12 protein-coding genes and 1 riboswitch are annotated in these 26,386 nt (G+C 66.1%); of the genes, 6 read left to right on the top strand and 6 right to left on the bottom strand.

What is annotated here, in order from left to right:
• A partial coding sequence (locus tag ASD82_RS18180; RefSeq protein ID WP_157599157.1) for an autotransporter domain-containing protein occupies positions 1–4,495 on the top strand: 4,495 nt, incomplete at its 5' end.
• Positions 4,496–4,581: 86 nt separating this feature from the next.
• On the opposite strand, the gene ASD82_RS02130 is transcribed toward ASD82_RS18180, so the two are convergent.
• From ASD82_RS02130 to btuB, 3 genes are all read right to left on the bottom strand, one after another.
• Positions 4,582–7,749, bottom strand: a complete 3,168-nt coding sequence (locus ASD82_RS02130; protein ID WP_056714801.1) for an efflux RND transporter permease subunit — start codon at positions 7,747–7,749, stop codon at positions 4,582–4,584.
• A 141-nt stretch (positions 7,750–7,890) separates the two neighbouring features.
• On the bottom strand, positions 7,891–11,061 hold the full coding sequence (locus ASD82_RS02135; RefSeq protein ID WP_056714803.1) for an efflux RND transporter permease subunit: 3,171 nt from the start codon (positions 11,059–11,061) through the stop codon (positions 7,891–7,893).
• 221 nt (positions 11,062–11,282) lie between these two features.
• Positions 11,283–13,133 (bottom strand): TonB-dependent vitamin B12 receptor, encoded by a 1,851-nt coding sequence (gene btuB, locus ASD82_RS02140; protein ID WP_056714778.1) that lies wholly within the window; start codon positions 13,131–13,133, stop codon positions 11,283–11,285.
• 132 nt (positions 13,134–13,265) lie between these two features.
• Positions 13,266–13,498, bottom strand: a riboswitch (cobalamin riboswitch).
• Between the two features lie 411 nt (positions 13,499–13,909).
• On the opposite strand from btuB, the gene ASD82_RS02145 reads away from it, so the two are divergent.
• Positions 13,910–16,990 (top strand): TonB-dependent receptor, encoded by a 3,081-nt coding sequence (locus ASD82_RS02145; protein WP_056714781.1) that lies wholly within the window; start codon positions 13,910–13,912, stop codon positions 16,988–16,990.
• Between the two features lie 145 nt (positions 16,991–17,135).
• Positions 17,136–18,770, top strand: coding sequence for a sulfotransferase (locus ASD82_RS02150; RefSeq protein ID WP_056714784.1), 1,635 nt, complete (start codon positions 17,136–17,138; stop codon positions 18,768–18,770).
• A 17-nt stretch (positions 18,771–18,787) separates the two neighbouring features.
• Here ASD82_RS02150 and nagA read toward each other — a convergent pair whose 3' ends face one another.
• The 3 genes from nagA to ASD82_RS02165 all read right to left on the bottom strand — a co-directional run bounded on the left by nagA (position 18,788) and on the right by ASD82_RS02165 (position 21,864).
• Positions 18,788–19,927, bottom strand: a complete 1,140-nt coding sequence (gene nagA / locus ASD82_RS02155) for an N-acetylglucosamine-6-phosphate deacetylase (RefSeq protein ID WP_056714786.1) — start codon at positions 19,925–19,927, stop codon at positions 18,788–18,790.
• A gap of 143 nt (positions 19,928–20,070) precedes the next feature.
• Positions 20,071–21,102, bottom strand: coding sequence for an SIS domain-containing protein (locus tag ASD82_RS02160; RefSeq protein WP_056714789.1), 1,032 nt, complete (start codon positions 21,100–21,102; stop codon positions 20,071–20,073).
• Between the two features lie 9 nt (positions 21,103–21,111).
• Positions 21,112–21,864 carry a GntR family transcriptional regulator gene (locus ASD82_RS02165; RefSeq protein ID WP_007807125.1) on the bottom strand — a complete coding sequence of 251 codons (753 nt, stop codon included), beginning with the start codon at positions 21,862–21,864 and terminating at the stop codon, positions 21,112–21,114.
• Positions 21,865–22,086: 222 nt separating this feature from the next.
• On the opposite strand from ASD82_RS02165, the gene zwf reads away from it, so the two are divergent.
• From zwf to edd, 3 genes are all read left to right on the top strand, one after another.
• A complete protein-coding gene (gene zwf, locus ASD82_RS02170) occupies positions 22,087–23,550 on the top strand; it encodes a glucose-6-phosphate dehydrogenase (protein WP_056714791.1) in 1,464 nt (487 codons plus the stop codon).
• A 118-nt stretch (positions 23,551–23,668) separates the two neighbouring features.
• A complete protein-coding gene (gene pgl, locus ASD82_RS02175; protein ID WP_056714795.1) occupies positions 23,669–24,382 on the top strand; it encodes a 6-phosphogluconolactonase in 714 nt (237 codons plus the stop codon).
• 84 nt (positions 24,383–24,466) lie between these two features.
• Positions 24,467–26,284, top strand: a complete 1,818-nt coding sequence (gene edd / locus ASD82_RS02180) for a phosphogluconate dehydratase (RefSeq protein WP_056714798.1) — start codon at positions 24,467–24,469, stop codon at positions 26,282–26,284.
• Positions 26,285–26,386 lie beyond the last annotated feature (102 nt).

Raw genomic sequence — 26,386 nt, forward strand, 5'->3', positions numbered from 1 at the left:
AACGGGCTCGCTAGTTCTGACAGGAGCCAATACCTACACCGGTGGCACCACGATCAGCCAAGGGGTGTTGCAGCTTGGCAACGGTGGCACCGCCGGCTCCATCATCGGCGACGTGATCGACAACGCGTCACTTGTGTTCGATCGCAGCGACGACCTGACCTTCAACGGCATCGTCAGCGGCAGCGGTTCGTTGACGCAGGCTGGGAAAGGTGCGCTAACCCTCACCGGCAAGAATAGCTATACCGGCCCCACCAAAGTCACCGCGGGCAGCCTGTTTGTAGACGGTGACCAGTCTGCCGCTATCGGTGCAACGACCGTAGCCAAGGGCGCCACCTTGGGCGGCAAGGGCACCTTGGGCGGCGATGTCACCGTAGCCGATGGCGCCACCCTGTCGCCGGGCGACAAAGGTGCTATCGGCACGCTTGCCGTCAATGGCAATCTCAACCTTTCTTCCGGATCGACGCTTGATTACGGCTTTGGCCCGACTATCGCGGGTGGAGGCCAACTCAGCGACCTCATCAACGTGAAAGGCAACTTGACGCTGGATGGCACCCTCAACGTCAGCGTTGCATCGGACGGCGATTTGGGCCCCGGCGTGCACCGTTTGTTCAACTACGGCGGAAGCTTGGTCGACCATAGCTTGGCCCTGGGTAGCAGCCTCTCTTCAGACTGGGTGGTTCAAACCGGGGTGGCGCAGCAGGTCAACCTTATCAATACGCAGGGCATGACCTTCAGTTTCTGGGATGGCGATGCTGGCCCCAAAGGGAATGACGCGATCAATGGTGGCAACGGTACCTGGGAGAACGGCAGCCCGCTGTCGAATAACAACTGGACTGACGCCAGTGGTGCGGTCAATGCATCCTTCAGCGACCGCTCCTTTGCTGTGTTCGAGGCCACGTCGGGCACGGTGAACGTGGACAATGGCAACGGGGATGTCACCACAACTGGCATGCAGTTCGCCAGCGGCGGTTATGTGATTCAAGGCGATACGATCCATCTGGTTGGAAGCACGGACGATCCCGCACATTCGATCATTCGTGTGGGTGACGGTACCGCCGAAGGCGCCCGCTACAAGGCCACTGTCAATACTGCGCTCGAGGGTGACTCCGGACTGATCAAGACCGACATCGGCACCTTAATCCTAGGCGGGACCAACTCGTACACCGGCGGCACCACAATCAGCGGCGGCACGTTGCAGATCGGCAACGGCGGCACGGCTGGCTCGATCGTTGGCGACGTGACAGATAACGCCTTCTTGGCTTTCAACCGCGGCGACGATGTGACGTTCAACGGTATCGTCAGCGGCGCTGGCTCGTTAGTGCAATCTGGCGCAGGCACGTTGACTCTGACAGGCGCCAGCACCTACGCCGGTGGCACCACGGTGACAGGCGGCACTCTGAAAATTGCGCCCGGAGCCACGCTCGGTGCGGGCGATATCACAGTGGGTGACGACAACGGATCGTATGACTCCAAATACACGCTGCAAGTGGATCACGGGGTCTCGCTATCCAACCACATCGTGCTGGAGGGCTATGGGATTTTGGACAATGCCGGCGCGCTTGGTGGCAACGTGGACGTAGGCGCGGAAGGAGAAAATTCTTATTCTTCCTTGAGTCCCACGGTACTGAACCATGATGGTGGAAGCATCGAAGGAAACGACGCGGGAGTCATGCTCTACGGGTATTCCGGCACGGTCAAGAACAGCAGTGGCGGAATTATCGAGGGTGGAAACGTCGGCGTGGGTTTGGGCTATGGCAACTTGGTTACCAATGACGGCGTCGGCAGCATCATTCGTTCAACCGGAGGCATTGGGGTTCAGACGCTAATTAGCAGCACTGTACAGAACACGGGGGGCGGTGCAATTTCGGGTGATACTGCAGCTGTTAATTTGCAATCCGGCGGCTCAGTAACCAATGACGGTGTTGGCAGCACGATCAGTTCGGCAAACGGTATTGCCATCCAGGCGATGGGTGAAAGCGGCATCGTGAAAAACACTGGCGGCGCCACGATCACCGGTGCCAAAACCGCTCTCTATTTGCAGCATGGTGGCAGCGTAACCAACTCTGTTGGTTCCACTATTGAAACCACCGGAACAATCGGCGGAGACTGCGGCGGCACGGGTAATTGCGCCATTTTTGTTGCCTCAGATAGCCAAACCTCTGGGAGTTTTGGAGGGGAGCTGACGTTGACCAACGCTGGCACCATCGTCGGCAATGTGCAAATGATCCCGACCGCATTCAACTCGGTCACTCTGTCGGCCGGCAGTTCCATTCAGGGCGATCTCGATATCGGCTCGCGCGGCTACCTGACATTAAATGGCGACACAGGAACGGTAGAGTTGTACTCGCATGCAGTCACCGGTGCGACTACGTTCGCGGGCCCCTTGGCTAAAGGCGGCGATGGTACGTGGATCATTGACGCCAACCTACTGGCGAGCGGCGCCACAATCGGCGGAGGCACGTTGCAGGTTGGAAACGGCGGCACCGAAGGCTCCATCGGCCAGGTTAATGTCAATATTTATCACGGCAAGCTGACATTTGATCGCAGCGATGATGTGGTTTTCGATGGCAGCATTTCGAGCGGGCACTCGGAAGCCTACGACGGCACGCTCGTCCAAGCTGGCACGGGAGTACTCACGTTGCTGATGGCTGGTAATGACATCAGCCCCACTCATATCATTATCGAAAGCGGCACGTTGCAGGTAGATAATACCGGCAACTTGCCCAGCGGGTGTATCTGTGTCAACTATTTCGGCGGAAACGTAGTTAATAACGGATCGTTAGTATTCAACAGCAATTGGACCATTTTTAGCAGCCTTATTTCTGGCGCCGGATCTGTCACACAAAATGGCTCGGGATATTTGATTCTGCAAGGGCAAAACACGTATACAGGAGGCACCACGATCAATAACGGAGTGGTAATCACGCAGAAGGTCTTGCCCGGCAATGTTGCAGTAAACGAGGGAGGCACGTTGGATGGCTCCTTGCAAAGCAGTTGGCCAAGCTTTGGTGTCCCCGGCGTGGCTGGCAACCTTTCCGATGCCGGCAAGGTGTTCGTTCGCGGGGGCGATAGCGTGGTGGGCGGCGACTATACGCAAGCTTCCACGGGAACCTTGGCGGTCAGCCTAGGCAGCAAGCTCGATGTCGCTGGTGCGGCCACGCTCAACGGCGGCACGCTGGAAGTGACTGGTGCCGACAGTGGCTATGTCAGCAACACGCACACCAATGTCCTTACGGCAGCCGGTGGCGTCAGCGGCACCTTCGACCAGTTGGTCAAGGACGCTGGCGTGGTGTTTACGGCGACGACCCTCAATTACGACGCCAACAGTGTATGGCTGGACACCACCGGCCTTGATGTGACCAAGGCAGCCGCGGGTCATGGGGTGAGCTATACCGCGGCCTCGATGGGCAGCGCGCGGCGCGTGCAAGGTGCTTTCGAACAGCTGAACCATGAGATCGCGGCGGGGAAAACCGCCAGTGCGTCGAGCGACTTCGTGCATGCCGCCGGCCAGTTCCAGCAGGCGCCTACCCTGCAGGCTGCACAGGCTTCGCTGCAAAGCCTGTCCGGCCAGTTGCATGCAGCCAGCGCGGCCATGACCTTCGAGGCCATTGATGCCTCCAGTCGCGCGTTGTCGGATCGCTTCGACAATCTGCTCGACAAGGGCACCGGCTTTGGCATGTGGATGCACAACCTCAACGTCGGTGGCGACATGGCGCGCACCGGCTTCGACAGCGTCGGCTTCCAGTTGAACGGCTGGCTGGTCGGCAGCGACCGCCCGATTGGCCGCTCCGGCGTGGCCGGTTACGCGTTTGGCCAGAGCCGTGGCCAGCAACGGCTGGACCAGAGTTTCGACCACGACATCAGCCGCAGCACCGAAGGCATGATGTATGCGGGCTGGCTCAACGGAAACTGGTACACGCAGGGTCGCGTCGGCTTCGGCCGTTTCCAGCAGGATGTCAGCCGGCAGGTCTTGCTGGGCGAGAGCGCGCAGGGCGTGCGGACCCAGTACAACGGCCGCTACGAAGTGGCCTATGGCGAGAGCGGCCTGCATTTCGGCCGCGGCGACAGCCACGTCACGCCGTTCGTCAATGTGCAGTACGCGCGCATCGATCGCGATGGCTTCTCCGAACAGGGCGCGGGCGGTTTTGGTTTGCGCAGCAACGCGCAGACGCTGGATCGTTGGCAAGCCGGCCTCGGCTTGCGCGCCGGCCATCACTGGGATCTCCAGGATGGCCGCAGCGTGGATTTCAACGCGCGCGCACAGTGGCAGCGTACCCTGGCTGCACGCGGCGAAGTGTTCAATGCCAGCTTCGTTGGCCTGCAGCAATGGCAACCTCTGGCAGGTATTGGCCTGTCGCGCTACAGCGGCCTGTTCGGCGTGGGGCTGGATGCGAAGCTGTCGGTTCGTACGGCGCTGAAGTTCGGCTACGACTATGAAACCGGCCAACGCAACCATGCGCAGATGCTGTCGGCACGTCTGAGCATGGCGTTTTAAGACCGCAACGCTCGGCGTGGACCAGACCCGGGCATTGCTCCGGCAGGCCCGGGTGCACGGCGATCGACTGTCATGACACAGGCGGATCAACTCGCCGTCTGCGTCCCACCGAGCGCCTTGAGCCGCTTCTTCTCCGCCCGGCGCGCCTTGCGCGCTGCCTTGCGGATCTTGCGGTCGTGGTTCCACAGGTAGATCGCCGGGGTACTCAGCAAGGTCAGCAGCTGTGACACCAGCAGGCCGCCGACGATGGCGATGCCCAGCGGCTGGCGCATTTCCGAACCGATGCCGAAGCCGATCGCCAGCGGCAGCGCGGCGCCCATCGCGACCAGGGTGGTCATGGTGATCGGGCGGAAGCGCACCAGTGCCGCTTCGCGGATCGCCTCGGGCGCGGACAGGCCGCGTTCGCGTTCGGCGACGAGGGCGAAGTCGACCATCAGGATCGCGTTTTTCTTGACGATGCCTATCAGCATCAGGATCGCGATGATCGCCATCATCGAGATCTGCGTCTGTGTTACCAGCATCGCGAGGAAGGCACCGGCGCCCGCGGCGGGCAAGGTGGACAGGATGGTCAGCGGGTGGCCGAGGCTTTCGTAGAGAATGCCCAGCACGATGTACATCGCCAGGATCGAGCCGAACAGCAGCACCATGCCGTTGGACTGGAACTTCTGCAGGCGCTCGTTGGCGCCGGTGTACTCGACCTTCATGCCGTTCGGCAGGCCCACCGCGAAGGCGGCCTGCTCGACCAGTTTCACGCCGCGGTCCTGCGGCACGTCCTTGGCCAGGTTGTAGGTGATGGTGGACGCTTCCAGCTGGTTGTGATGGCGCACCCGCAGCGGGGCGATGTTCGGCGCGATGGTGGCCAGCGCGGACAGCGGGATCATCAGGCCCTGCTCGTTGCGCACGCGGATGTTCAGCAGCGACTCCGGGCTCACCGTCTGCGCCGCGGCGGCGCTGAGCACCACCGCGTACTGGTTGATGTCGGAATAGATCTGCGAGACCTGGCGCTGGCCGAACGAGTTGTACAGCGCCGAGTCGATCGTGCCGACGCCCACGTGCAGGCGCGCGGCGGCCTCGCGATCGATCTTCAGCAACTGCTGCTTGCCGACCTGGTCGAAGTTGCTGCCGACGTCGCGGAACTCCTTGATGGTGCGCATCTGCCGCACCATTTTCAGCACCCACGGCTGCAGGTCTTCGCCGTTGTTGCTGAGCAGCTGGAATTCGTACTGGCCGCCGCCGTCGCCGCTGCCACCGCCGCCCAGGAATTGCGCCGCGCTGACCGAGACCTTCACGCCGGCCAGCTGGTCGTACTGTTTCGACAGCCGCTCGACCACCTGCTTGATGCCTTCCTCGCGCTGGCCGGGGCCGTGGCCGCGGGGCTTCAGGTCGACGAACATCTGCGCGCTGTTGCCCACCGCGCCGCCGGCGTTGTTGCCACCCAGCATGGTCAGCTGGTCGAGCACGGCCGGGTCGGCCTGCATGATCTTCGCCACCGCCAGCGTGCGCTCGGTCATCTGCGCCGGCGAGATGTTGGCGTCGGCGTTGACGTCGACCTGCAGCTGGCCGGTGTCCTCGTCGGGCATGAAGGTGCCGCCGGCGGTCTTGGCCACCGCGAAACCCAGCGCGAAGGTGAGGAACAGCAGCAGCAGCGGCTGCCAGCGCATGATGCGGCGATGGTGCATCGCCCAGTCCAGTGCGCTTTCATAGGCCCGCGACAAGCGGCGATCGAAGCTCTCCACCGCCCGTTCGATCCGGCCCGGCGGCTTGCGGGTCGCCGGTTCGTGTTCCAGCATCCACGCGCACAGGGCCGGCGTCAGGGTCAGCGAGACCAGCGCCGAGATCACCACCGCCGCGGTCAGCGTCACCGAGAACTCGCGCAGCAGCATCACCAGCATGTTGTTGCCGAACAGCAGCGGCGCGAACACCGCCACCAGCGACAGGGTGATCGAGATCACCGTGAAGCCGATCTCGCGCACGCCGGTCAGCGCCGCCGCCATCGGCGGCTCGCCCCGTTCCATGTGGCGCACGATGTTCTCGATCACCACGATCGCGTCGTCCACCACGAAGCCGATGCACAGCACCAGCGCCACCAGCGACAAAGTGTTCAGCGTGTAGCCCAGCGTCCACATCACCACGAAGGCGCCGGCCAGCGATAGCGGCACGCTCAGCGTGGCGATCAGGGTCGGCCGCAGCCGGCGCAGGAACAGCAGCATCACCAGCACCACCATCACGATCGAGATCAGCAGCGCCACCTGCACCTCGTGCAGCGCCGACTTGGTGGTCTGGGTGAGGTCGAACACCGGCGACATCTCGATGTTCGAGGGCAGCGACGCGCGCAGCTGCGGCAGGCGGGCGCGGATCGCCTCCACCGTGGCCACCGCGTTCGCTTCCGGCCGCTTGCTGATCTGCAGGCCCACGGTGTGCTGGTCGTTGAACCAGGCGGCCTGGTATTCGTCCTGCTGGCCGCTGTACACCTTCGCCACGTCGGACAGCCGCACCGGCGTGCCGTTCTTCACCGAGATCAGCAGGTGCGCGAACTCGGCCGGAGACTGCAGGCCGTCGGTGGCGCTGACCGTCATCCGGGTGCGGCCGTCGCTGAGCATGCCCTGCGGCGAGGTGACGTTGGCCGCGCGCAGCGCGTTGGCCACGTCGTTGGCGGTGAGGTTCTTGGCCGCCAGCGCGGCGGTGTCCAGCTCGATCCGCACCGCATGCGGGGTGCCGCCGAACACCTGCACCTGGGCCACGCCGTCGATCTGCGCCACCGCGGGTTTCAGCAAGGTGTCGGCCAGGTCGAACAGCTGGTCCTGCGGCATCCCGCTGGAGGTCAGGGTGATGAACAGGATCGGGATCTGCGAGGTGTCGAACTTGAAATACTGCGGCGGCGAAGGCATCCCGCTGGGCAGGTCGACCGCGGCGGCGTTGATCGCCGCCTGCACGTCGCGGGCGGCGCTGTCGGCGGTGCGGTCCATGGTGAAGCGCACCATCACCGAGGCCGAGCCCTCGCTGGCGTTGCCGTACATCTCGTCGATGCCGGGAATCCGCCCCAGATGCCGCTCCAGCGGCGCCAGCACGGTGTTGGCCATGGTCTGGGCGCTGGCGCCGGGCTGGTTGGCCACCACGTAGACGCCGGGGAAGTCCAGCGACGGCAGCGCGGCCACGCCAAGCAGCAGGTAGGCCCACAGGCCGGCCAGCATCAGGCCGATCGCCAGCAGCGAGGTGCCGACCGGGCGGCGGATCAGTGGCGCAAAGACATTCATCGCGCCGGCACCCGCAGGCGGCGGCACAAGGTGGACAGGTGCAAGGGGAGAGTTCCGTTCATGCGGGCTTTATGCCCGCCCGGGGGGCGCGGCGAATGTGCCTGAAGTCCACACCCTGCCGGAAGGCAGGGGTGGCGGGGATCATCGTGGCAGGGCTGGCATCTGCTGCTGCAGCGCCCGCTGGCGCAGGATTTCGGCGCGCAGTTTCTGTCGCGCCGCCTTGCGCTCGCGCCGGTCATGTTGCCACAGGTAGATCGCCGGCGTGCTCAGCAGGGTCAGCAACTGCGACACCAGCAGGCCGCCGAGAATGGCGATGCCCAGCGGCTGGCGCAGCTCCGAGCCGTAGCCGAAGCCGATCGCCAGCGGCAGCGCCGCGCCCATTGCCACCAGGGTGGTCATGGTGATCGGGCGGAAGCGCACCAGCGCCGCCTCGCGGATCGCCGCGGGCGGCGACAGCCCGCGCTCGCGTTCGGCGACCAGGGCGAAATCGACCATCAGGATCGCGTTCTTCTTGACGATGCCGATCAGCATCAGCACCGCGATGATCGACATCAGGGTCAGCTGCGTGTGGGTGACCAGCATGGCCAGGAAGGCGCCCATGCCCGCCGCCGGCAGGGTGGACAGGATGGTCAGCGGATGGATCAGGCTTTCGTACAGCACGCCCAGCACCACATACATCACCAGGATCACCGCCAGCAGCATCAGCAGCGCGTTGTTCAGGGCGTCCAGCAGGTTCTGGTTGTCGCCGGTGTACTTCTTCTGCACGCCGGGCGGCAGCTGGGCGGCGAAGATCGCCTGGTCGACCAGTTTCAGGCCGTCGGCCTGGCTGATGCCCTTGCCCAGGTTGTAGCTGATCGAGGCGGACTCCAGCTGGTCGAAGTGGCTGACCGTGACCGGCGCCAGGTGCGGCTCGATCTTCGCCAGCGCGGACAGCGGAATCATTTTTCCCTGGCTGTTGCGCACGTAGACGCCCAGCAGGGCCTGCGGGCTCAGCTCGCCGGCCTGGTCGGCGGTGAGCACGACCCGGTACTGGTTGATGTCCGAATAGATGATGGACACCTGGTTTTGGCCGAACGCGTTGTACAGCGCCGAGTCGATCTGGCCCATGCCCACCTGCAGCCGCGCGGCGGCATCGCGGTCGACCTGCACCATCTGCTGCTTGCCGATGCCATCGAAGCTGCTGCTGACATCCTTGAACTGCGTCATCCCGCGCATCACCCGCGCCAGTCGCAGGGTGGGCTCCTGCAACGGGGTGCCGTCGGTGCTGTTGAGCTGGAACGAATACTGGCCGACGCCGCCATCCCCACCGCCGCCACCACCGCCGCCGAAGAACTGCACCGCGGACAGCGACACGTCGAGGTCGCTGACGTTCTTGAAGTGGACGGCCAGACGGTCGACCACCTGCTGCCCGCTGACGTTGCGCTCGCCCACCGGCTTGAGGTCGACGAACAGGACCGAGTGATTGCCGACCGCGCCGCCGCTGTTGCCGCCGCCCAGGATGGTCGAGACGTCCAGCACGGCCGGATCGGCCTGGATGATCGCCGCCATCGCCCGCGTGCGGCTGGCCAGCTCGGCGGGCGAGATGTTCGCCGCCGCGCTGATCCGCGCCCGCAACAGGCCGGTGTCTTCCTTCGGCATCAGCCCGCCGCCGGCGGTGATGCCGACGGCGATCGCCAGCACCACGGTCAGCACCAGCAGGATCGGCGGCTGCCAGCGCATCACCCGACGGTGGTGCATGGCCCAGTCCAGCGCGCGCTCGTAGACGCCGAGCATCCAGCGGTCGAAACGTTCGGCCCATCGTTCCAGCCGGCCCGGCGCGTGCTCGTCGGGCCGCTCCTGCAGCAGGCTGCGGCCGCACAGCGCCGGGGTCAGCGTCAGCGAGACCACCGCGGAGATCACGATGGTCGCCACCAGGGTCACCGCGAATTCGCGCATCAGCACGGTGAAGATGTTGTTGCCGAACACCATCGGTCCGAACACCGCCACCAGCGACAGCGTGATCGAAATGACGGTGAAGCCGATCTCGCGCACGCCGGTCAGCGCCGCCTGCAGCGGCGCCATGCCGCGCTCGATGTGGCGCACGATGTTTTCAATCACCACGATCGCGTCGTCGACCACGAAGCCGACGCACAGCACCAGCGCCACCAGCGAGAAGATGTTCAGGGTGAAGCCCATCATCCACATCACCACCAGCGCGCCGGCCAGCGACAGCGGCACGCTGAGCATCGCGATCAGGGTGGGCCGCAGCCGGCGCAGGAACACCAGCATCACCAGCGCCACCATCACGATGCTCATCAGCAGGGCCACCTCGACCTCGTGCAGCGCCGATTCGGTGGTCGGGGTGAGGTCGAAGATCGGGGTGATCGTCACGTCGGCGGGCAGCAGGTTGCGCAGCGCGGGCAACTGCGCGCGGATCGCGGTGACGGTGGCCACCGCGTTCGCTTCCGGCCGCTTGCTGATCTGCATGGTCACCGCGCGGGTGCCGTTGAACCACGCCGCGGTGTACTGGTCCTGCTGGCCGCTGCTGATCGTGGCCACGTCGGACAGCCGCACCGGCACGCCGTTGCGGCTGGAGATGATCAGCGAGGCAAAGTCCTGCGGGGTGTGCAGCGCGTCGTTGGCGGTCACCGTCATGCGGGTGACGCCGTTGCTCAGCATGCCCTGCGGCGAGGTGACGTTGGCCGCGCGCAAGGCGTTGGCGACGTCGTTGGTGGTCAGCCCCTTGACCGCCAGCGACGAGGCGTTCAGCGCGATGCGCACGGCATGGGGCGTACCGCCGCTGACCTGCACCTGGGCCACGCCCGGTATCTGCGCCACCGCCGGCTTCAGCAAGGTGTCGGTGAGGTCGAACAGGCGGTCGGGCGGCAGGCTGGTCGAGGTCAGCGAGACCAGCAGCACCGGCACCTGGGAAGTGTCGAACTTGAAGAAGCCCGGCGGACTGGGCAGGCCGGGCGGCAGGTCGGCGGCCGCGGCGTTGATCGCCGCCTGCACGTCGCGCGCCGCCGCGTCGGTGGTGCGGCCGAAGTCGAACAACACCTGGATCTGGGCGCCGCCTTCGCTGGCGCTGGAGAACATCTGCTTGACCCCGGGGATGCGACCCAGGTGACGCTCCAGCGGCGCCACCACGGTCGAGGCCATGGTCTGCGCGCTGGCGCCGGGCATCTGGGCGAAGACCGCCACGCCGGGAAACTCGATCGACGGAAACGCGGCCACGCCCAGCAACAGGTACGCCCACAAGCCGGCCAGCATCAACCCGATGGCGAGCAACGAGGTGCCGACGGGGCGGCGGATCAACGGTGCGAAAATATTCAAATGGCCCTCCCTGATGCGCAAGCATAACGGGAGCGCGCTGCCGATCGACAACCGCGATGGCCCAGGCGGAGGAACGCGGTGCGCGAGAACCGATCACGATGGCGTACCGGCGCCGGCAACGCACACCGCAAAAGCGCGAACATCCCTGTTCGTTTCGCCTCCGTTCCGCCGATGGGGCCGAAGCGCCGGCTTCCCTGCCGGCTCGAACTTCGCCAGCCGACTCAGCGTGTCGCGGGGCTGTAGCGCAGGGTCAGGAAGCCGCTGCGCCCGGGCTGGTTGTAGTACCAGACCGTTTCGTACTGGCGGTCGAACACGTTGGCGATGCGCGCCTCCAGCTGCCAGCCCGGTGCGAAGTGCCAGCTGGCGCGCAGGTCGGTGGTCGAGTAGCCGCCAAGCGCATGACGGTTGGCCGCATCGTCGAAGGCGCGCCCGGCGCCGTTGACGGTGGCGCCGATGCCCCACTCGCCAATGCGGCGATCCAGATCGATCCGCGCCGTGTGTTCCGGACGCCGCTGCAGCACCCTGCCGTCGTTCACGCCGCCGTCGTCGTTGCGCGGCTGCAGCCAGCTGGCATAACCCTGCAGTTGCCAGCCACCGAGGTTCACGCCCAGCTGGCCTTCGACACCGCGGATGCGCGCCTTGCTGACGTTCATCGGGAAGTAGTTGCTGTCCAGCGCGATCAACTGGTCGATGCGGGTCTGGTACGCGTTCACCGCCCAGTTCCACGAGTCCAGCTGCCGGCTCAGGCCCAGCTCGGCGCTGCGCGACTTCTCCGGCTTCAGGTCCGGGTTGCCGCTGCCGTAGGGGTAATACAGGTCGTTGAAGGTCGGCGCGTGGAACGCGCTGCCGTAGCTGGCCGACAGCTTCAGCCCGCCATCGAAGCGATAGCCCCAGGCCGCCGCGCCGGTGTCGTGGTCGCCGTACTGGCTGTTGTGGTCGCGCCGCGCGGACAGCTGCACCTCGTTGCGGCCGAACGTGCCCTGGTACTGCACAAAACTGCCGGTGTCGTGACGGCGGGTGGCCAGGAAGCCGGTGTCGCTCTCGATCTTCTCGCCCTGCCAGTCCACGCCCAGCGTCAGCAGCTGGTTGTCGGCGAGGCTGACGTCGTTCTGCCACGAGGCCTGGTTGCGCTTCGACCAGATGTAGCCGACGAAGCTCTCGTTCTCGTAGTTGTCGTAGCGGTCGATGTTCTGGCCCGCGCTCAAGGTGGTCTTCCACGCCTGCAGCGGATTGAAACTGAAGGCGGCACCGGCGGTCTGCTGCACGGTGCGGCTGCGGTTCTGGTAGCTGCCGTCGAAGTGGATCTCGCCCAGGCTGCGCAGCCAGCTGCCGTGCAGTTCGGCGCCGTTGTCCCAGCGGTAGCCGCCATTGGCCACCAGGTTTTCGTTGCGATAGGGATCGTTGTCGGGCTCGTCGGTGTAGCAGCCGGCGAACACGGTGCCGGCGCCGACCCGGCAGGAGTTGATGCCGCGGGTGTGCTGCGCGCCCACCGCGAGGTTGTACCAGGCATGCTCGCTGCCGCCGGACAGGCCGAACTGGCCACGCAGCAGGTTCTGGCTGCCGGTGGTCACGCTGAACGAGGGCCGCAGGGCACCGTCCTGCGAGCCGCGCCGGGTGAAGATCTGGATCACGCCGCCGATCGCGTCGGCGCCGTACAGGCTGGAACGTGGGCCACGCACCAGTTCGATCCGCTCGATCTGTTCCACCGGAATCTGCTCGAACGCGGCCAGGCCGCTGCCGATGCCGCCGATCCGCACGCCGTCGACCAGCACCAGGCTGTGCGCCGAATTGGTGCCGCGCAGGAACAGCGAGGTCTGCTGGCCATAGCCGCCGGCGTTGGCGAAGCTCACCCCGGGCAGGCCGGTCAACAGGTCCGCCAGCGACAGCGGCTGCAGCCGTTCGATGTCGGCGCGGGTGATCACGCTGACCGAAGACAGCGCGTCGTCCACGGTGATCGCGGTGCGCGTGGCGGTGACCACCACAGCGCCCGGATGGGCCGCTTCGCTCTGGTCGGCGGCGTGCGCCGCCAGGGTGCAGCCAAGCAGCGCCGCTGCCAGCAAGGTCTTCTTCATGTCGGTTCGTTTCCTCAAGGCGACGCACCCGCGCGCCGCCATCAATGTCATGGGCCGGAAGCGCGCAGGAGGAAGACGGAACGACGGGCAGGCAGGAACGACCGACACGTGGTTCGGCCTCGCCCACCGCGAGCCACCAGGAATCGTTCGGGCCGGTCTCCGGGCTGGCGAGCGGCATGCCGTGATGCGCATGCCCCGAACGACGCCTTCCCGTGCCTTGCACAGTGGCATTCGCCGCTCGTGGATCTCGCTTACCGTTGCGGGGGCAGCGCCGGCCTTGCAGTGTGATCGCACACCACGCACCGGCTTCCCGTTTCATCCCTTGGCTTGTACGCCGGCGGGACACCAGAACGGCGCAACTTTAGCGCCGGCGCCGGGTTGCCGCAATCGAACCGTGGCGGCGCGGAGATCCATCTGCGGGAGGCCGCAGTCCCGCCATTAATGCTCAAGTCAGCTTCCGCGAGAAATTGTCGGTATTAATCCATTAATCGAAGAATCTTGCGATTAATGCGCAAAAACATCGCAAATTTTTACTGACCAATAATATTTATTGAACATTTTGTTGACGTCGACATTTGTGTGGATTTACCTTCGGGCAGAAGGTTGCTGGACGTCGCGGGTACGGGGCTGATGCCCGGCTATCTGCCTGAACGACCGGAACATTCGTTGATCGCCACTCTGCCTTCAACCGGCCCGCAACCAGTTTGCAGTTCAATCATTTGACTGATTTACGTCACTCGGCTTTCGAGCCTTTCATCCGGGGAGATTCATTACCAATGAGCAACCAGAATAAAAACCGCAATCCGGGCTGGCGCCATACCGCGCTGGCGCTGGCCTTGAGCATGAGCCTTGGCGGTGTCGCCATGGCCCAGTCCACCACCGGCTCGATCTTCGGCCAGGCACCGGCCGCCGCTGGCGAAACCGTCGTTGCCACCAACACCTCCGGCCTGACCCGCGAAGTTGCCGTCGACAGTTCCGGTCGCTTCCAGATCAGCAACGTGCCGGTGGGTGTCTACACGGTCTCGCTCAAGAAGGACGGAGCCGTCGTCGATTCCCGCAAGGTCTCCCTGGCACCCGGCGCCGGCAGCACGGTCACGTTCAATACCGAAACGACCTCGCTCGGCGCGGTTACCGTGCAGGCCAATGCCTTGCCGGCCATCGACGTCTCCAGCGTCAACTCCAGCACCGTGATCACCGCCGCGGACCTGCGCAGGCTGCCGGTGACGCACAGCGCCGAGTCCATCGCGCTGCTGGCCCCGGGCACCGTCAGCGGCAGCAGCTACTTTGCCAATGCGGTTGCCTTCGGCGGCTCCAGCGTGTCCGAGAACGCCTACTACGTGAACGGTTACAACACCGGCGAACCGTACCGCAACATCGGCGGCTTCCAGCTGCCCTACGGCGCGATCGACCAGCAGGAAACGCTGACCGGTGGTTACAGCGCCAAGTACGGCCGCTCCGACGGCGGCGTGATCAACCAGCTCGGCAAGCGTGGCACCAACGAATGGCACTTTGGCGCCCAGGTCTCCTGGCAGCCGAAGTACCTCGAAGGCACCCCGAAGAACAACCGTTACGGCAATCCGTCCATTCCTGCGTCGGTAGCCAATCCCAACAGCATCGACGGCCTCACCCACTACCAGCTGGCGGATGACACCAAGCCCGGCACGTTGCACCAGTACCGCAACGACAACACCGAGTGGGAGACGGTCTACTCGGCTTATCTTGGCGGCCCGCTGATCAAGGACAAGCTGTTCATGTTCCTTGCCGCGGAAACCACCAAGACCAAGTCCACCAACGTGCAGGACGTGGACACCGCCAAGGTCCAGTACAACCAGGACCGCAACACCAAGATCTACGCCAAGCTGGACTGGAACATCACCGACAGCAACGTGCTCGAACTGACGGCATTGAACAACCGTAAGAGCACCGGTATGGGTTCGACCTACAACTACGACTACGACACGCTGCAGGCGACGGATTTCTCCTCCGCCAACGACGTGACCAAGGACAACGCCCAGTTCTACATCGGTCACTTCACCAGCTACATCACCGACAACGCCACGCTGAGCGTCCTGTACGGCAAGGCGGACTTCGATAACCCGACCATCTACGGCAACACCAGCCCGCTGCCGTTCATCTCGCAGGCAACCAACCAGAATCCGGCTTACTGGGTGGGTGGCTCGCCGATCCGCAACAACCAGACCAACACCAGCTGGGACTCGTCGAATGCCTCAAACTCGACCCGCGGCCTGCGCGTCGACTTCGACTACCGCCTGGGTGACCACGACCTGGCCGTTGGTATCGACAACATCAAGAACGCCGCCCAGAACCAGGGTCCGTCGCAGGTCAATCCGAACAACCCGGCGCTGAACTACTACTGGCGTTACTACGCCGACGGCACCGTCCGTGCGCGCGAAATCGGCTGGCAGACCAGCATGACTATGTCGCAGAAGGCCTACTACCTGCAGGACGCCTGGCAGGTATCGTCCAACGTGCTGCTGAACATCGGCCTGCGCAACGACCACTTCACCAACTACAACAATGTCGGCAAGGCGTTCGTCGACGAGAAGAACCAGTGGGAGCCCCGCATCGGCGCAAGCTGGGACGTGAATGGCGACTCGACGTTCAAGATCTACGGCAACGTGGGTCGCTACTATCTCGCCCTGCCGGACAACGCGGCCGAGCGCGCCGCGAACGTTTCGACCTTCCTCACCACCCACTACAGCTACACCGGCATCGACCCGGCCACGGGTGTCCCGACCGGTCTCCAGGTGCTCGACCCGACCACCTCGCCCGATGGCGAGTACGGTCTGCCGAAGGATCCGGAGCAGGTCACCGCGCGCAACCTGAAGCCGGAGTACCTGGACGAGTTCATCGTGGGCTTCGACAAGCAGCTCAACGAGAGCTGGAACTACGGCGCCAAGGCCATGTGGCGTGACCTCAAGACCGCGATCGACGACGAGTGCTCGCCGAGCCAGATCGCTGCCAAGATGGCGTCCAATGGCCTGAACCCGGATGACTACTCCGATTCGCTGTACGGTCCGGCCTACTGCCGCCTGATCAACCCCGGTCTGACCAACGACATGCTGATCCGGGCAAACGCCGGCAGTGGCGCCAGCGACACGATCGTGTCGATGAGCACGAAGGACTGGGGCTACAGCCAGGGCGTGAAGCGCAAGGTCGGCTCGCTGAACCTGTACATGGAGCATCCGTTCGACGGCAAGTGGCAGGCGCGCATCGACTACACGTACAGCCGCGGCTTCGGCAACACCGAAGGTCAGGTGCGTTCGGACTTCGGCCAGGGTGACGTTTCCAAGACGGAAGACTGGGATTCCTGGCAGCTCATGGATGGCCAGAACGGTTCGCTGGCCAACACGCGCAAGCACCAGTTCCGCATCCGCGGCAACTACCAGATCACGCCAGAGTGGCTGGTCTCGGCGACCCTGTTGGCGCAGTCCGGCATCGGCAAGTCCTGCCTTGGCTACTACGGCGCGGATGGCGTGGGCGATCCGAGCGGCTACAACGCCGGCGGCAGCGGCAACTACCACTGGTGCGGTGGTACCCGCGTATCGCCGGGCGATCCGGGACATACCCCGTGGACCAAGCCGCTCAACCTGGGCATCCACTACATGCCGGAGTTCGCCCAGCACAAGCTGGCGTTCAACCTGGATGTCTTCAACGTGTTCAACGAGCAGAAGGCCACCCAGACGGATCCGATCGGCGAATCGGCCTATAACGGCGGTGTGGATGCGAATGGCGATCCGGCGGCCGATACCGTCTACGTCAACAACAGCTACGGCGACGCCGTGTTCTACGAGGCACCGCGCACGGTGCGTCTGTCGGTCACCTACGATTACTGATCGCACGGCTTGACTGAAACATGAAAGCCACCGGCTCCGGCCGGTGGCTTTTCCTTGTCCGGCTCCGGAACTTCGGCAAGCCCGTCGTGCCGACCCGGCCACGTCGGCAGAACCCGGCGCTTTCACTGTGACGTACCATGCCCGAATGAATTCGCCCGACGCCTCCACCGCGGAAAGCCACCTGCGCCAGCAGGCCAGGCAGTGCATCGACACGCAGCAATGGGAGGCGGCGCAGGCAACCCTGGAGTCGCTCGCCACGCTGGTACCCGAGGACGCGGGGGTGCTGGTCGAACTGGCCAACGTCGTCTTCCGTCGCGGCCGACTGCGCGAATCGGCCGCCCTGCTGCTGCACGTGGCGCGCCGACTTCCGCGTGATGCCCAGCTGATCATGACCGTGGCACAACGCCTGGTCGCCGTGGGCGAAACCCTCGCAGCGCGCGGTTGCCTCGACCTGCTCGCGCAGGCCCCGGAGCCGCCGCCCGAACTGCTGGTGGCCCAGGCGCACTTGCGCTTCAGCCTCGGCGAGATCGCTCCGGCGAAGACCTTGCTGGAACGGGCGCTGGCCGCCGGCGTCGACTCGCCGGGCGAGCTGCACCTCCATGCGATGCTGCTCCAGTTCAGCGGCGACATCGAGCGCGCCTGCACGGTGCTGGAGGAATGCCTGCGACGCTGGCCGAATTTCGGCGATGCGGCGATGGTGCTGGTCAATCTGCGCAAGCAGACACCACATGCCAACCGGCTGGATGCCGTGCAGGAACAATTGCGCCAGCTGCCCGTGCAGGACCGGGATCCCGGCGCCAGGTTTGTCCGCGCGGAATTCGAGTACGCGCAATTCAAGATCCTCGACGATCTCGAACGCCAGCAGGAGGCATGGGACTGCCTGGCGCGTTGCAACGCCATCATGCACGAGCTCAACCCGTACAACGCCGAGGGCGAAGCTGCGGTCACCGAGGCATTGATCCGGATGCCGGCACTCGGCGACGCCACCGCGGCGACATCGTCGCCCGCATTCGAGGGCCCCACGCCGATCTTCATCGTCGGCATGCCGCGCTCGGGCACCACCTTGCTGGACCGCATGCTGTCCAGCCATTCGCAGGTCGCCTCCGCCGGCGAGATCATCGACTTCTGGCGCCAGTTGCACTGGATGGCGGACGTGCCGCCGGCCAAGGCGCAAGGTCAGCTGAAGGTGATCCAGCGCAGTGCGGATATCGACTACGCCGAACTGGGCGCACGCTACCTCCGACAGACGCAGTGGCGCGCCCACGGTCGCGCCTGCTACATCGACAAGCTGCCCGCCAACATCCAGATGGTCGCGTTCATCCGCAAGGCCCTGCCGCACGCGCCGATCCTGCACATGGTGCGCGACCCGGTCGACACCTGCTTCTCGAACTTCAAGGCCATGTTCGGCAATGTTTCTCCCTACAGTTACGACCTCCAGGCACTGGCGCATTACTACCGCCAGTACGCACGTCTGAGCCGGCATTGGCACGACCATCTTCCCGGCGCCATGCTCGATGTTTCCTACTCCGCGCTGGTGCGCGACCCGCAGCACACGCTGCGCCAGGTACTCGAGCACTGCGGGTTGGCGCTGGAAGCAAGCTGCCTGCGTCCCGAACTCAATGCCTCACCGGTCGCCACGCCGAGCAGCGCCCAGGTGCGCGAGTCGATCCATACCCGCGGGGTGGGTCAGTGGCGTCACTATGCGAAGCAGCTGGAGCCCTTGCGCCGGGCGATCGCCGAAGACGACTCCGCCACGGCCTGGTCATCGCCCGCGCGGTAACGACGACGGCAACATCATCAGGAAGCCACGCCACCGACCCAGCCTTGCCGCACGCGGCACTCGTCGTCGAGCACGACCAGGTCGGCGCGATGGCCCGCTGCGATGCGGCCGTGGCTTTCGCCGAGGCCGAGGAAATCGGCCGGATAGGTGCTGGCCATGCGCGCCGCCTCGTCCAGCGGCAGGCCGAGCAGGTGCACCGCGTTGCGCACGGCCGTAGCCATGTCCAGCGCGGAGCCGGCCAGCACGCCCTGGGCGGTCTGGCAGATGCCGTCCTTCACGAGGATGGTTTCGCCGTTGAGCATGTATTCCGGGCTGTCGGAACCCACCGGCGGCATCGCGTCGGTGACCAGCAGCATCTTGCCGCGCGGCTTGGCGGCGATCGCCACGCGCAGGCTGGCCGGGTGCACGTGGTGGCCGTCGACGATGATGCCGCACCAGCTGTCCGCGTCATCCAGCGCCGCGCCGACCACGCCGGGCTCGCGGCTGCCGAACGGGGTCATCGCGTTGAACAGGTGGGTGAAGCCGCGCACGCCCGCATCCAGCGCGGCGCGGACGGTGGCGTAGTCGGCGGCGGTGTGCCCGGCGCAGACCACCAGGCCGGCGTCGACCAGGGCGCCGATGCTGGCCAGCGGCACCTGGTCGGGCGCCAGCGTGATCAGCCGCACGCCACGATGCGGCGCGCACAGCAGCGCCATCTCGTCGCTGCCGGGCGCGTGGAAATACTTCGCGTCGTGCACGCCCTTGCGCGCCGGCGCCAGGTACGGGCCTTCCAGGTGGATGCCCAGCACGCCGGGCACGCCTTCGGCCAGCGCCTGCTCCACCGCCACCAGCGCTTCGCGCATCACCTCGACGCGGTCGCTGATCAGCGTGGGCAGGAAGCCGGTGGTGCCGAACCGGCGATGCGCCGCGCCGATCCGGCGCAGGGTTTCCACCGTGGGCGCCTCGTTGAACAGCACGCCACCGCCGCCATTGACCTGCACGTCGATGAAACCCGGCAGCAGCGTCGCGCCGTCAAGATCGTGCTGCTGCGCCGCGCGCACGCGGGGATCGGCGGGCGGCAGCAGGTCGACGATGCATTCGCCATCGAGCAGCACGGCAAGATCGTCGCGCCAGCCGTCGGGGGTGAGTACGCGGGCGTTGGTGAGGGCGATGGTCATGGGCATGGGCGAGGAGTGAGTGGGAGGAGTGGGGAGTGAGTGAGAGAGCAAAGCCAGAGCAAGGGTCGGAGCGGAGCCAAGGCACTCATTCGGCCTCGCCACTGCTTTCTCTCTCCTCACTCCTCCCCACTCACTCCTGGCTCCTAGACCGTCTCGGTGACCTTGTTGAGGTGCGGCGGCACGTCGGGATTGAAGCCGCGGCGCAACGACAGTTCGCTGGCCGCCCGATAGAAGCTCTGGATGATCAATAACGGCGTGAGCATGGCCGGCAGGCCCGTCGCCACCGGCAGCATCCCCGCGCCGTGCAGGCCCGGCGCGGCCACCAGCACCTGGGCGCCGCGGCCACGGAACTCGCGCGCCACGGCCAGCGTGCTGTCCAGCGTGTCGTCGTCCTGGACGAAACACAGCACCGGGAAGTCGGGGCCGACCAGGGCCATCGGCCCGTGCTTCACCTCGGCCGCGCTGAACGCCTCGGCGTGCAGGCCGCAGGTTTCCTTGAACTTCAGCGCCGCCTCCAGCGCGATGCCGAGGCCGTAGCCGCGGCCCACCACGAACAGGTTGTGGGCATCGGCGAGCGCGTCGCACAGCGGCGACCAGTCCGCGCTCCAGTTGTCGCGCAAGGCCTGCGGCAGCCGCTGCAGTGCGTCGCCGAGTTCCGCGTCGTCCAGCCAGCGCGCGCACAGGTGCAGTACGGCGGCCAGCGCGGCGATGTAGCTCTTGGTCGCGGCCACGCTGCGCTCGGGTCCTGCGTGCAGCGGGATCACCGTGTCGGCCAGCGCCGCCAGCGGCGAATCCTCGACATTGACCAGCGCCACCACGCGCGCGCCGGCCCGTTTCGCGGCCTCGGCGTTGCGCAGCAGGTCCGGACTCTTGCCCGACTGCGAGATGGCCAGGAACAACGCGCCCTGCCACTGCTGCTCGGCCGCGTACACCGAGGTGACCGACGGCGACGCCGAGGCGGTGGCGATGCCCAGCCGCGTCTCGAACACGTACTTGGCATAAGCCGCGGCATGATCGGAACTGCCGCGCGCGCAGGTCACGATGAAGCGCGGCGGCTCGGCACGCAGCGCGGCGGCCAGCGCGGCGACCACCGCTTCGTTGGCGGCGAACTGGCGCGCGACCACGTCGGCCGATTCGTGCGCTTCGGAGTACATCAAGGTGTCGCGGGCGGCCATGGGCGTCCTTCAGTCGGTCTGCAGTTCGGCGACGAAGTCGTAGATGTCGCCGCGATACCAGGAACAGGTGAACTCGACCACGCGGCCGTCGTCCAGAAAACTGCGGCGCTCGATGCTCAGCCCCGCACTGCCCACGCTGACGTGCAGCAGCCGCGCCTGTTGCGCATTCAGCGAGACTGCGCGCAGCCGTTGCAGGGCGCGGCGCGGGCGCGCGTCGAGTTTCTCCAGTGCCTCGTACAGCGAATCGTGCACCAGCAGCGGATCGGGCAGCACGCTGGCCGGCACCACGCTGCGTTCGATCGCCAGCGGCTCGTCCTGGCCATAACGCACGCGGTGCAGGCGCACCACCAGCGAGCCGGGCGACAGGTTCATCGCCATCGCCTCTTCCGGGGTGACTTCGCCGATGCCGCGCTCGAAGAATTCCGAACGTGGACGCAGGCCGCGCTCGCGCAGGTCCTCGGTGAAGCTGGTCAGCCGCGACATCGGCTTGACGATGCGTTCGGCGATGAAGGTGCCGGCGCCGTGGCGTTGCGTGAGCAGGCCCTCCTCGACCAGGCCGGCGATCGCCTTGCGCACGGTCACCCGCGACAGCTTCAGCACCTGCGACAGGTCGCGCTCGCTGGGCAGCGCCTGGCCCGGCTCGATGTCGCGGTGCTCGACGATGTTGCGGATCGCCCGGCGCAGGCGCAGGTAGGCCAGCGGCTGGTGCGTGGCCGGATCCTGGCAGATCCGGCGGTATTCGTTGGCCAAGGCGATTTCCATTCGGTAAAGATACCAATGGCAAACCACTGACCGCAAGGCCGGACCGGCAACCGGTCGTTTCAGATGCAACCGATCGCGCCGTACCGGCCTGCCTGCCGGATCAAATGAATTCGTACGCAGCCCCGTAGTCGTTCTGGTATTTCACTGGTACTATCGATCCTCCTTCGGGCAAGACGCGCCATTCGGCCTTGCCCGCCAGCCGGCATCGTTCGAGGTGACTGCGTGACTGCTTCTACCCAATCGGTTGATCCGTTCGACCTGGTGATCTTCGGCGGCACCGGCGACCTCGCCCTGCGCAAGTTGCTGCCCGCACTTTTCCACCGCTTCCTCGATGGCCAGATCCCCGGCAGCAGCCGCATCGTCGGCGTCGCCCGCGAGACGCTGGACGACGCTGGCTACCGCGCCCAGCTGCGCGAGGCGCTGATCGGCATCTGCGATGCGCGCCAGCTCGACGTATTCCTGCAGCAGGTGTTCTACCGCCCGCTGGATGCGCGCAAAGACGAGGGCTGGGACGACTTCGCCGCCTTCATCGGCAGCGAACCGGAACATGTCAGGGTTTTCTACCTGTCGACCTCGCCCGAGCTTTTTGTCGACATCTGCACCCGGCTCGGCCACTACAAGCTCAACGAAGGCGCCTCGCGGGTGGTGCTGGAAAAGCCGATCGGCCGCGACCTGGCCAGCGCGAACCAGATCAACGACGCGGTCGGCAAGGTGTTCAGCGAATCGCAGACCTTCCGCATCGACCACTACCTGGGCAAGGAGACCGTGCAGAACCTGCTGGTGCTGCGCTTCGGCAATGCGCTGTTCGAGCCGCTGTGGAACGCCGGGCACATCGACCACGTGCAGATCACCGTGGCCGAAACGCTCGGCGTCGGCCACCGCGGCTCCTACTACGACCGCGCCGGCGCGCTGCGCGACATGGTGCAGAACCACATGCTGCAGCTGCTGTGCATGGTCGCGATGGAACCGCCCTCGTCGCTGGCGCCCGATGCGGTGCGCGACGAGAAGCTGAAAGTGCTGCATTCGCTGAAACCCATCGACGAAAGCAACGTCAGCCAGCTCACCGTGCGCGGCCAGTACCGCGCCGGTGTGGCCGACGGCGCCAGCGTGCCGGGCTATCCGGAGGAGCTGGGCAACAACAAGTCCAACACCGAAACCTTCGTGGCGCTGAAGGCGGAGATCGCCAACTGGCGCTGGGCCGGCGTGCCGTTCTACCTGCGCACCGGCAAGCGGCTGCCCAGCCGGGTGTCGGAAATCGCGGTCACCTTCAAGCCGGTGCCGCATTCGATCTTCGGCGGCGACGCCGGCACGCTGGCGCAGAACCGGCTGGTGCTGCGGCTGCAGCCGGATGAAGGCGTGAAACTGTGGCTGACCATCAAGCATCCCGGGCCCGGTGGCCTGCGCCTGCGCCACGTGCCGCTGGACATGAGCTTCGCCGAGGCCTTCGGCGTGCAGCAGCCGGACGCATACGAACGCCTGCTGCTGGACGTGGTGCGCGGCAACCCGACCCTGTTCATGCGCCGCGACGAAGTGGAAGCGGCATGGCACTGGGCCGGTCCGATCCTGGCTGCCTGGGCCGACAGCGGCGAGCCGCCGCGGCCGTATACCGCGGGCAGCTGGGGGCCGAGCGCCGCGGTGGCGCTGATTGAACGCGACGGCCGCACCTGGAACGAAGACGGTGAGTAAGTCGTCCTCGCGCCGCACGATTCACCCCGCCATGCCGACGCGTGACACAGACTGCAGCCTCCTTCCCGACGCGAAGCGCGCCGGCAGCCGCTGACTGCCCACGGCGCCACCATTCCTCATGACTCCATCACTCAACGTCACCACCCACAGCTTCACCGACTGCCGCGTCCAGGCCACCGCGCTGGCCGAACGCATCGCCGAGCGCCTGCGCGCGGGACTGGCCGAACGCGGCCACGCCGTGCTGGCGGTATCGGGCGGCAGCACGCCGAAGCAGTTGTTCGAACAGCTGTCACGCGAGCAGCTCGACTGGAGCCGGGTGCAGGTCACCCTGGTCGACGAGCGCTGGGTGCCCGATACCGACGAACGCTCCAACGCGCGGCTGGTGCAGTCGCTGTTGTTGCAGCACGCCGCCGCCGCGGCGTCCTTCGTTCCGCTGTACACCGGCGATACCAGCCCCGAAGCGGGACTGGCCACCGCCAGCGCACGGATATGGGCGCTGCCGCTGCCGTTCGACGCCGTGGTGCTGGGCATGGGCGACGACGGTCACACCGCCTCGTTCTTCCCCGGCGGCGACCATCTGGCCGAGGCACTCGATCCCGATGGATCGGCGCCGGTGCTGCCGATGCATGCCGCAGGTGCGGGCGAGCCACGCATCACGCTGACCTTGCCGACCCTGCTGCAGACACGGGCGCTGTACCTGCTGGTGACCGGCGAGAAGAAGCGCGACCTGCTGGCCGATGCACGCCTCGGCATCGGTGCAGCACGGGACTATCCGGTGCGCGCGGTGCTGACCCAGCAGCGCGTATCGGTGGCGGTGTACTGGTGCCCGTAGTCGGCCGCTGAAGGCGGCTGACATCCATCGAACGCACGCCTTGCTTGCGTTCTTGCCTTTCCACCCAACGATTCCGGATCTCCCATGACCACGCTGCATCCCGTCGTCGCCGAAGTCACCGAACGCCTGCGTGAGCGCAGTCGCGAGACGCGCGCGGCGTATCTGAAGCGCATCGACGCGATCGACCGCAGCGGGCCACAGCGCGAACATCTCTCCTGCGGCAACCTCGCACACGGCTTCGCCGCCTGCGGCACGGACGACAAGGCCGCGCTGCGCAGCGGCCGGCGCGCCAACCTCGCGATCGTCACCGCGTACAACGACATGCTCTCGGCCCACCAGCCGTACGAGCGCTATCCCGCGCTGATCCGCCAGATCGCCCGCGACGCCGGCTTCACCGCCCAGGTCGCCGGCGGCGTGCCGGCGATGTGCGACGGCATCACCCAGGGCCAGCCCGGCATGCAGCTGTCGCTGTTCTCGCGCGACGTGGTGGCGCTGGCCACCGCGGTGGCGCTGTCGCACGACATGTTCGACGGCGCGCTGTTCCTCGGCATCTGCGACAAGATCGTGCCGGGCCTGCTGATCGGCGCGCTCTCCTTCGGCCACCTGGCCGGCGCCTTCGTCCCGTCGGGACCGATGCCCAGCGGCATCCCGAACGAGCAGAAATCGAAAGTGCGCCAGGCCTATGCCGACGGCAAGGCGAGCAAGGCCGAGCTGCTGGAAGCCGAGGCCGCCTCGTACCACAGCGCCGGCACCTGCACCTTCTACGGCACCGCGAACTCCAACCAGATGCTGATGGAGATCATGGGCCTGCACCTGCCTGGCGCCAGCTTCACCGCGCCGGACACGCCGCTGCGCGACGCGCTCACCGCCGAGATCGTGCGCCGCGTCGCCGCGCACAGTGCATTGGGCGACGCCTTCCTGCCGCTGGGCCACATCGTCGACGAGCGCGCCATCATCAACGGCGTGATCGGTCTGCACGCCACCGGCGGTTCGACCAACCACCTGCTGCATCTGGTGGCGATCGCGCACGCGGCCGGCATCCAGCTGCGCTGGGACGATTTCGACGCGCTGTCCGGGGTGATCCCGCTGCTGGCCCGCGTCTACCCGAACGGCTACGCCGACGTGAACCAGTTCCACGACGCCGGCGGCATGGCCTTCCTGATCGACCAGCTGCTAAGCGCCGGCCTGCTGCACGCCGACGTGCAGACCATCTTCGGTACCGGTCTGGACGGCTACGCGCAGATCCCGCAACTCGACGACACCGGCGCGCTGCACTGGAAGCCGGTCGACAAGCAGAGCGGCAACCGCGGCGTGCTGCGCGGCATCGACGAACCATTCCGCGCCGACGGCGGCCTGCGCATGCTCGAAGGCAACCTCGGCCGCGCGGTGATCAAGGTCTCCTCGGTGCCCGACGACCGCTTGCTGATCGAGGCGCCGGCGATCGTGTTCAACGACCAGGACGACGTGGCCGGCGCGTTCAAGCGCGGCGAACTCAACCGCGACTTCGTGGCGGTGGTGCGCTTCCAGGGCCCGCGCGCGAACGGCATGCCAGAACTGCACAAGCTCACTCCCACGCTGGCCCTGCTGCAGGATCGCGGCCACCGCATCGCCCTGCTCACCGACGGCCGCATGTCAGGCGCCTCCGGCCGCGTGCCCGCGGCGATCCACGTCACCCCCGAGGCGGTGGCCGGCGGCAACATCGCGAAGATCCGCGACGGCGACATGATCCGGTTGGACGCGGCGAATGGACGTCTGGACGTCCTGATGGAAGCGCACGAACTGGACGCCCGCCTGCCGCACGTGGCCGACCTGTCGCGCGAACACAGCGGCATGGGCCGCGAACTGTTCGGCCTGTTCCGCCAAGCCGCCGCCAACGCCGACCTCGGCGCCGGCGTGCTGTAGCCTTTGCCCCCTCCCCTGCTAGCAGGGGAGGGTTGGGGTGGGGTCGCTCTTGATCTTCCCCGCCACCTCGGACAAACCCCCCCCCCCCCCCCCCCCCCCCCC

Source organism: Rhodanobacter sp. Root179 (genome assembly GCF_001428465.1).
Lineage (GTDB): Bacteria > Pseudomonadota > Gammaproteobacteria > Xanthomonadales > Rhodanobacteraceae > Rhodanobacter.

Bases quoted from the DNA above. Each gene is read 5' to 3' on its own strand.
- ASD82_RS02130 (WP_056714801.1), bottom strand. From the start codon at position 7,749: ATGAATGTCTTTGCGCCACTGATCCGCCGCCCGGTCGGCACCTCGCTG.
- btuB (WP_056714778.1), bottom strand. From the start codon at position 13,133: ATGAAGAAGACCTTGCTGGCAGCGGCGCTGCTTGGCTGCACCCTGGCG.
- ASD82_RS02145 (WP_056714781.1), top strand. From the start codon at position 13,910: ATGAGCAACCAGAATAAAAACCGCAATCCGGGCTGGCGCCATACCGCG.
- ASD82_RS02150 (WP_056714784.1), top strand. From the start codon at position 17,136: ATGAATTCGCCCGACGCCTCCACCGCGGAAAGCCACCTGCGCCAGCAG.
- nagA (WP_056714786.1), bottom strand. From the start codon at position 19,927: ATGACCATCGCCCTCACCAACGCCCGCGTACTCACCCCCGACGGCTGG.
- ASD82_RS02160 (WP_056714789.1), bottom strand. From the start codon at position 21,102: ATGGCCGCCCGCGACACCTTGATGTACTCCGAAGCGCACGAATCGGCC.
- ASD82_RS02165 (WP_007807125.1), bottom strand. From the start codon at position 21,864: ATGGAAATCGCCTTGGCCAACGAATACCGCCGGATCTGCCAGGATCCG.
- pgl (WP_056714795.1), top strand. From the start codon at position 23,669: ATGACTCCATCACTCAACGTCACCACCCACAGCTTCACCGACTGCCGC.
- edd (WP_056714798.1), top strand. From the start codon at position 24,467: ATGACCACGCTGCATCCCGTCGTCGCCGAAGTCACCGAACGCCTGCGT.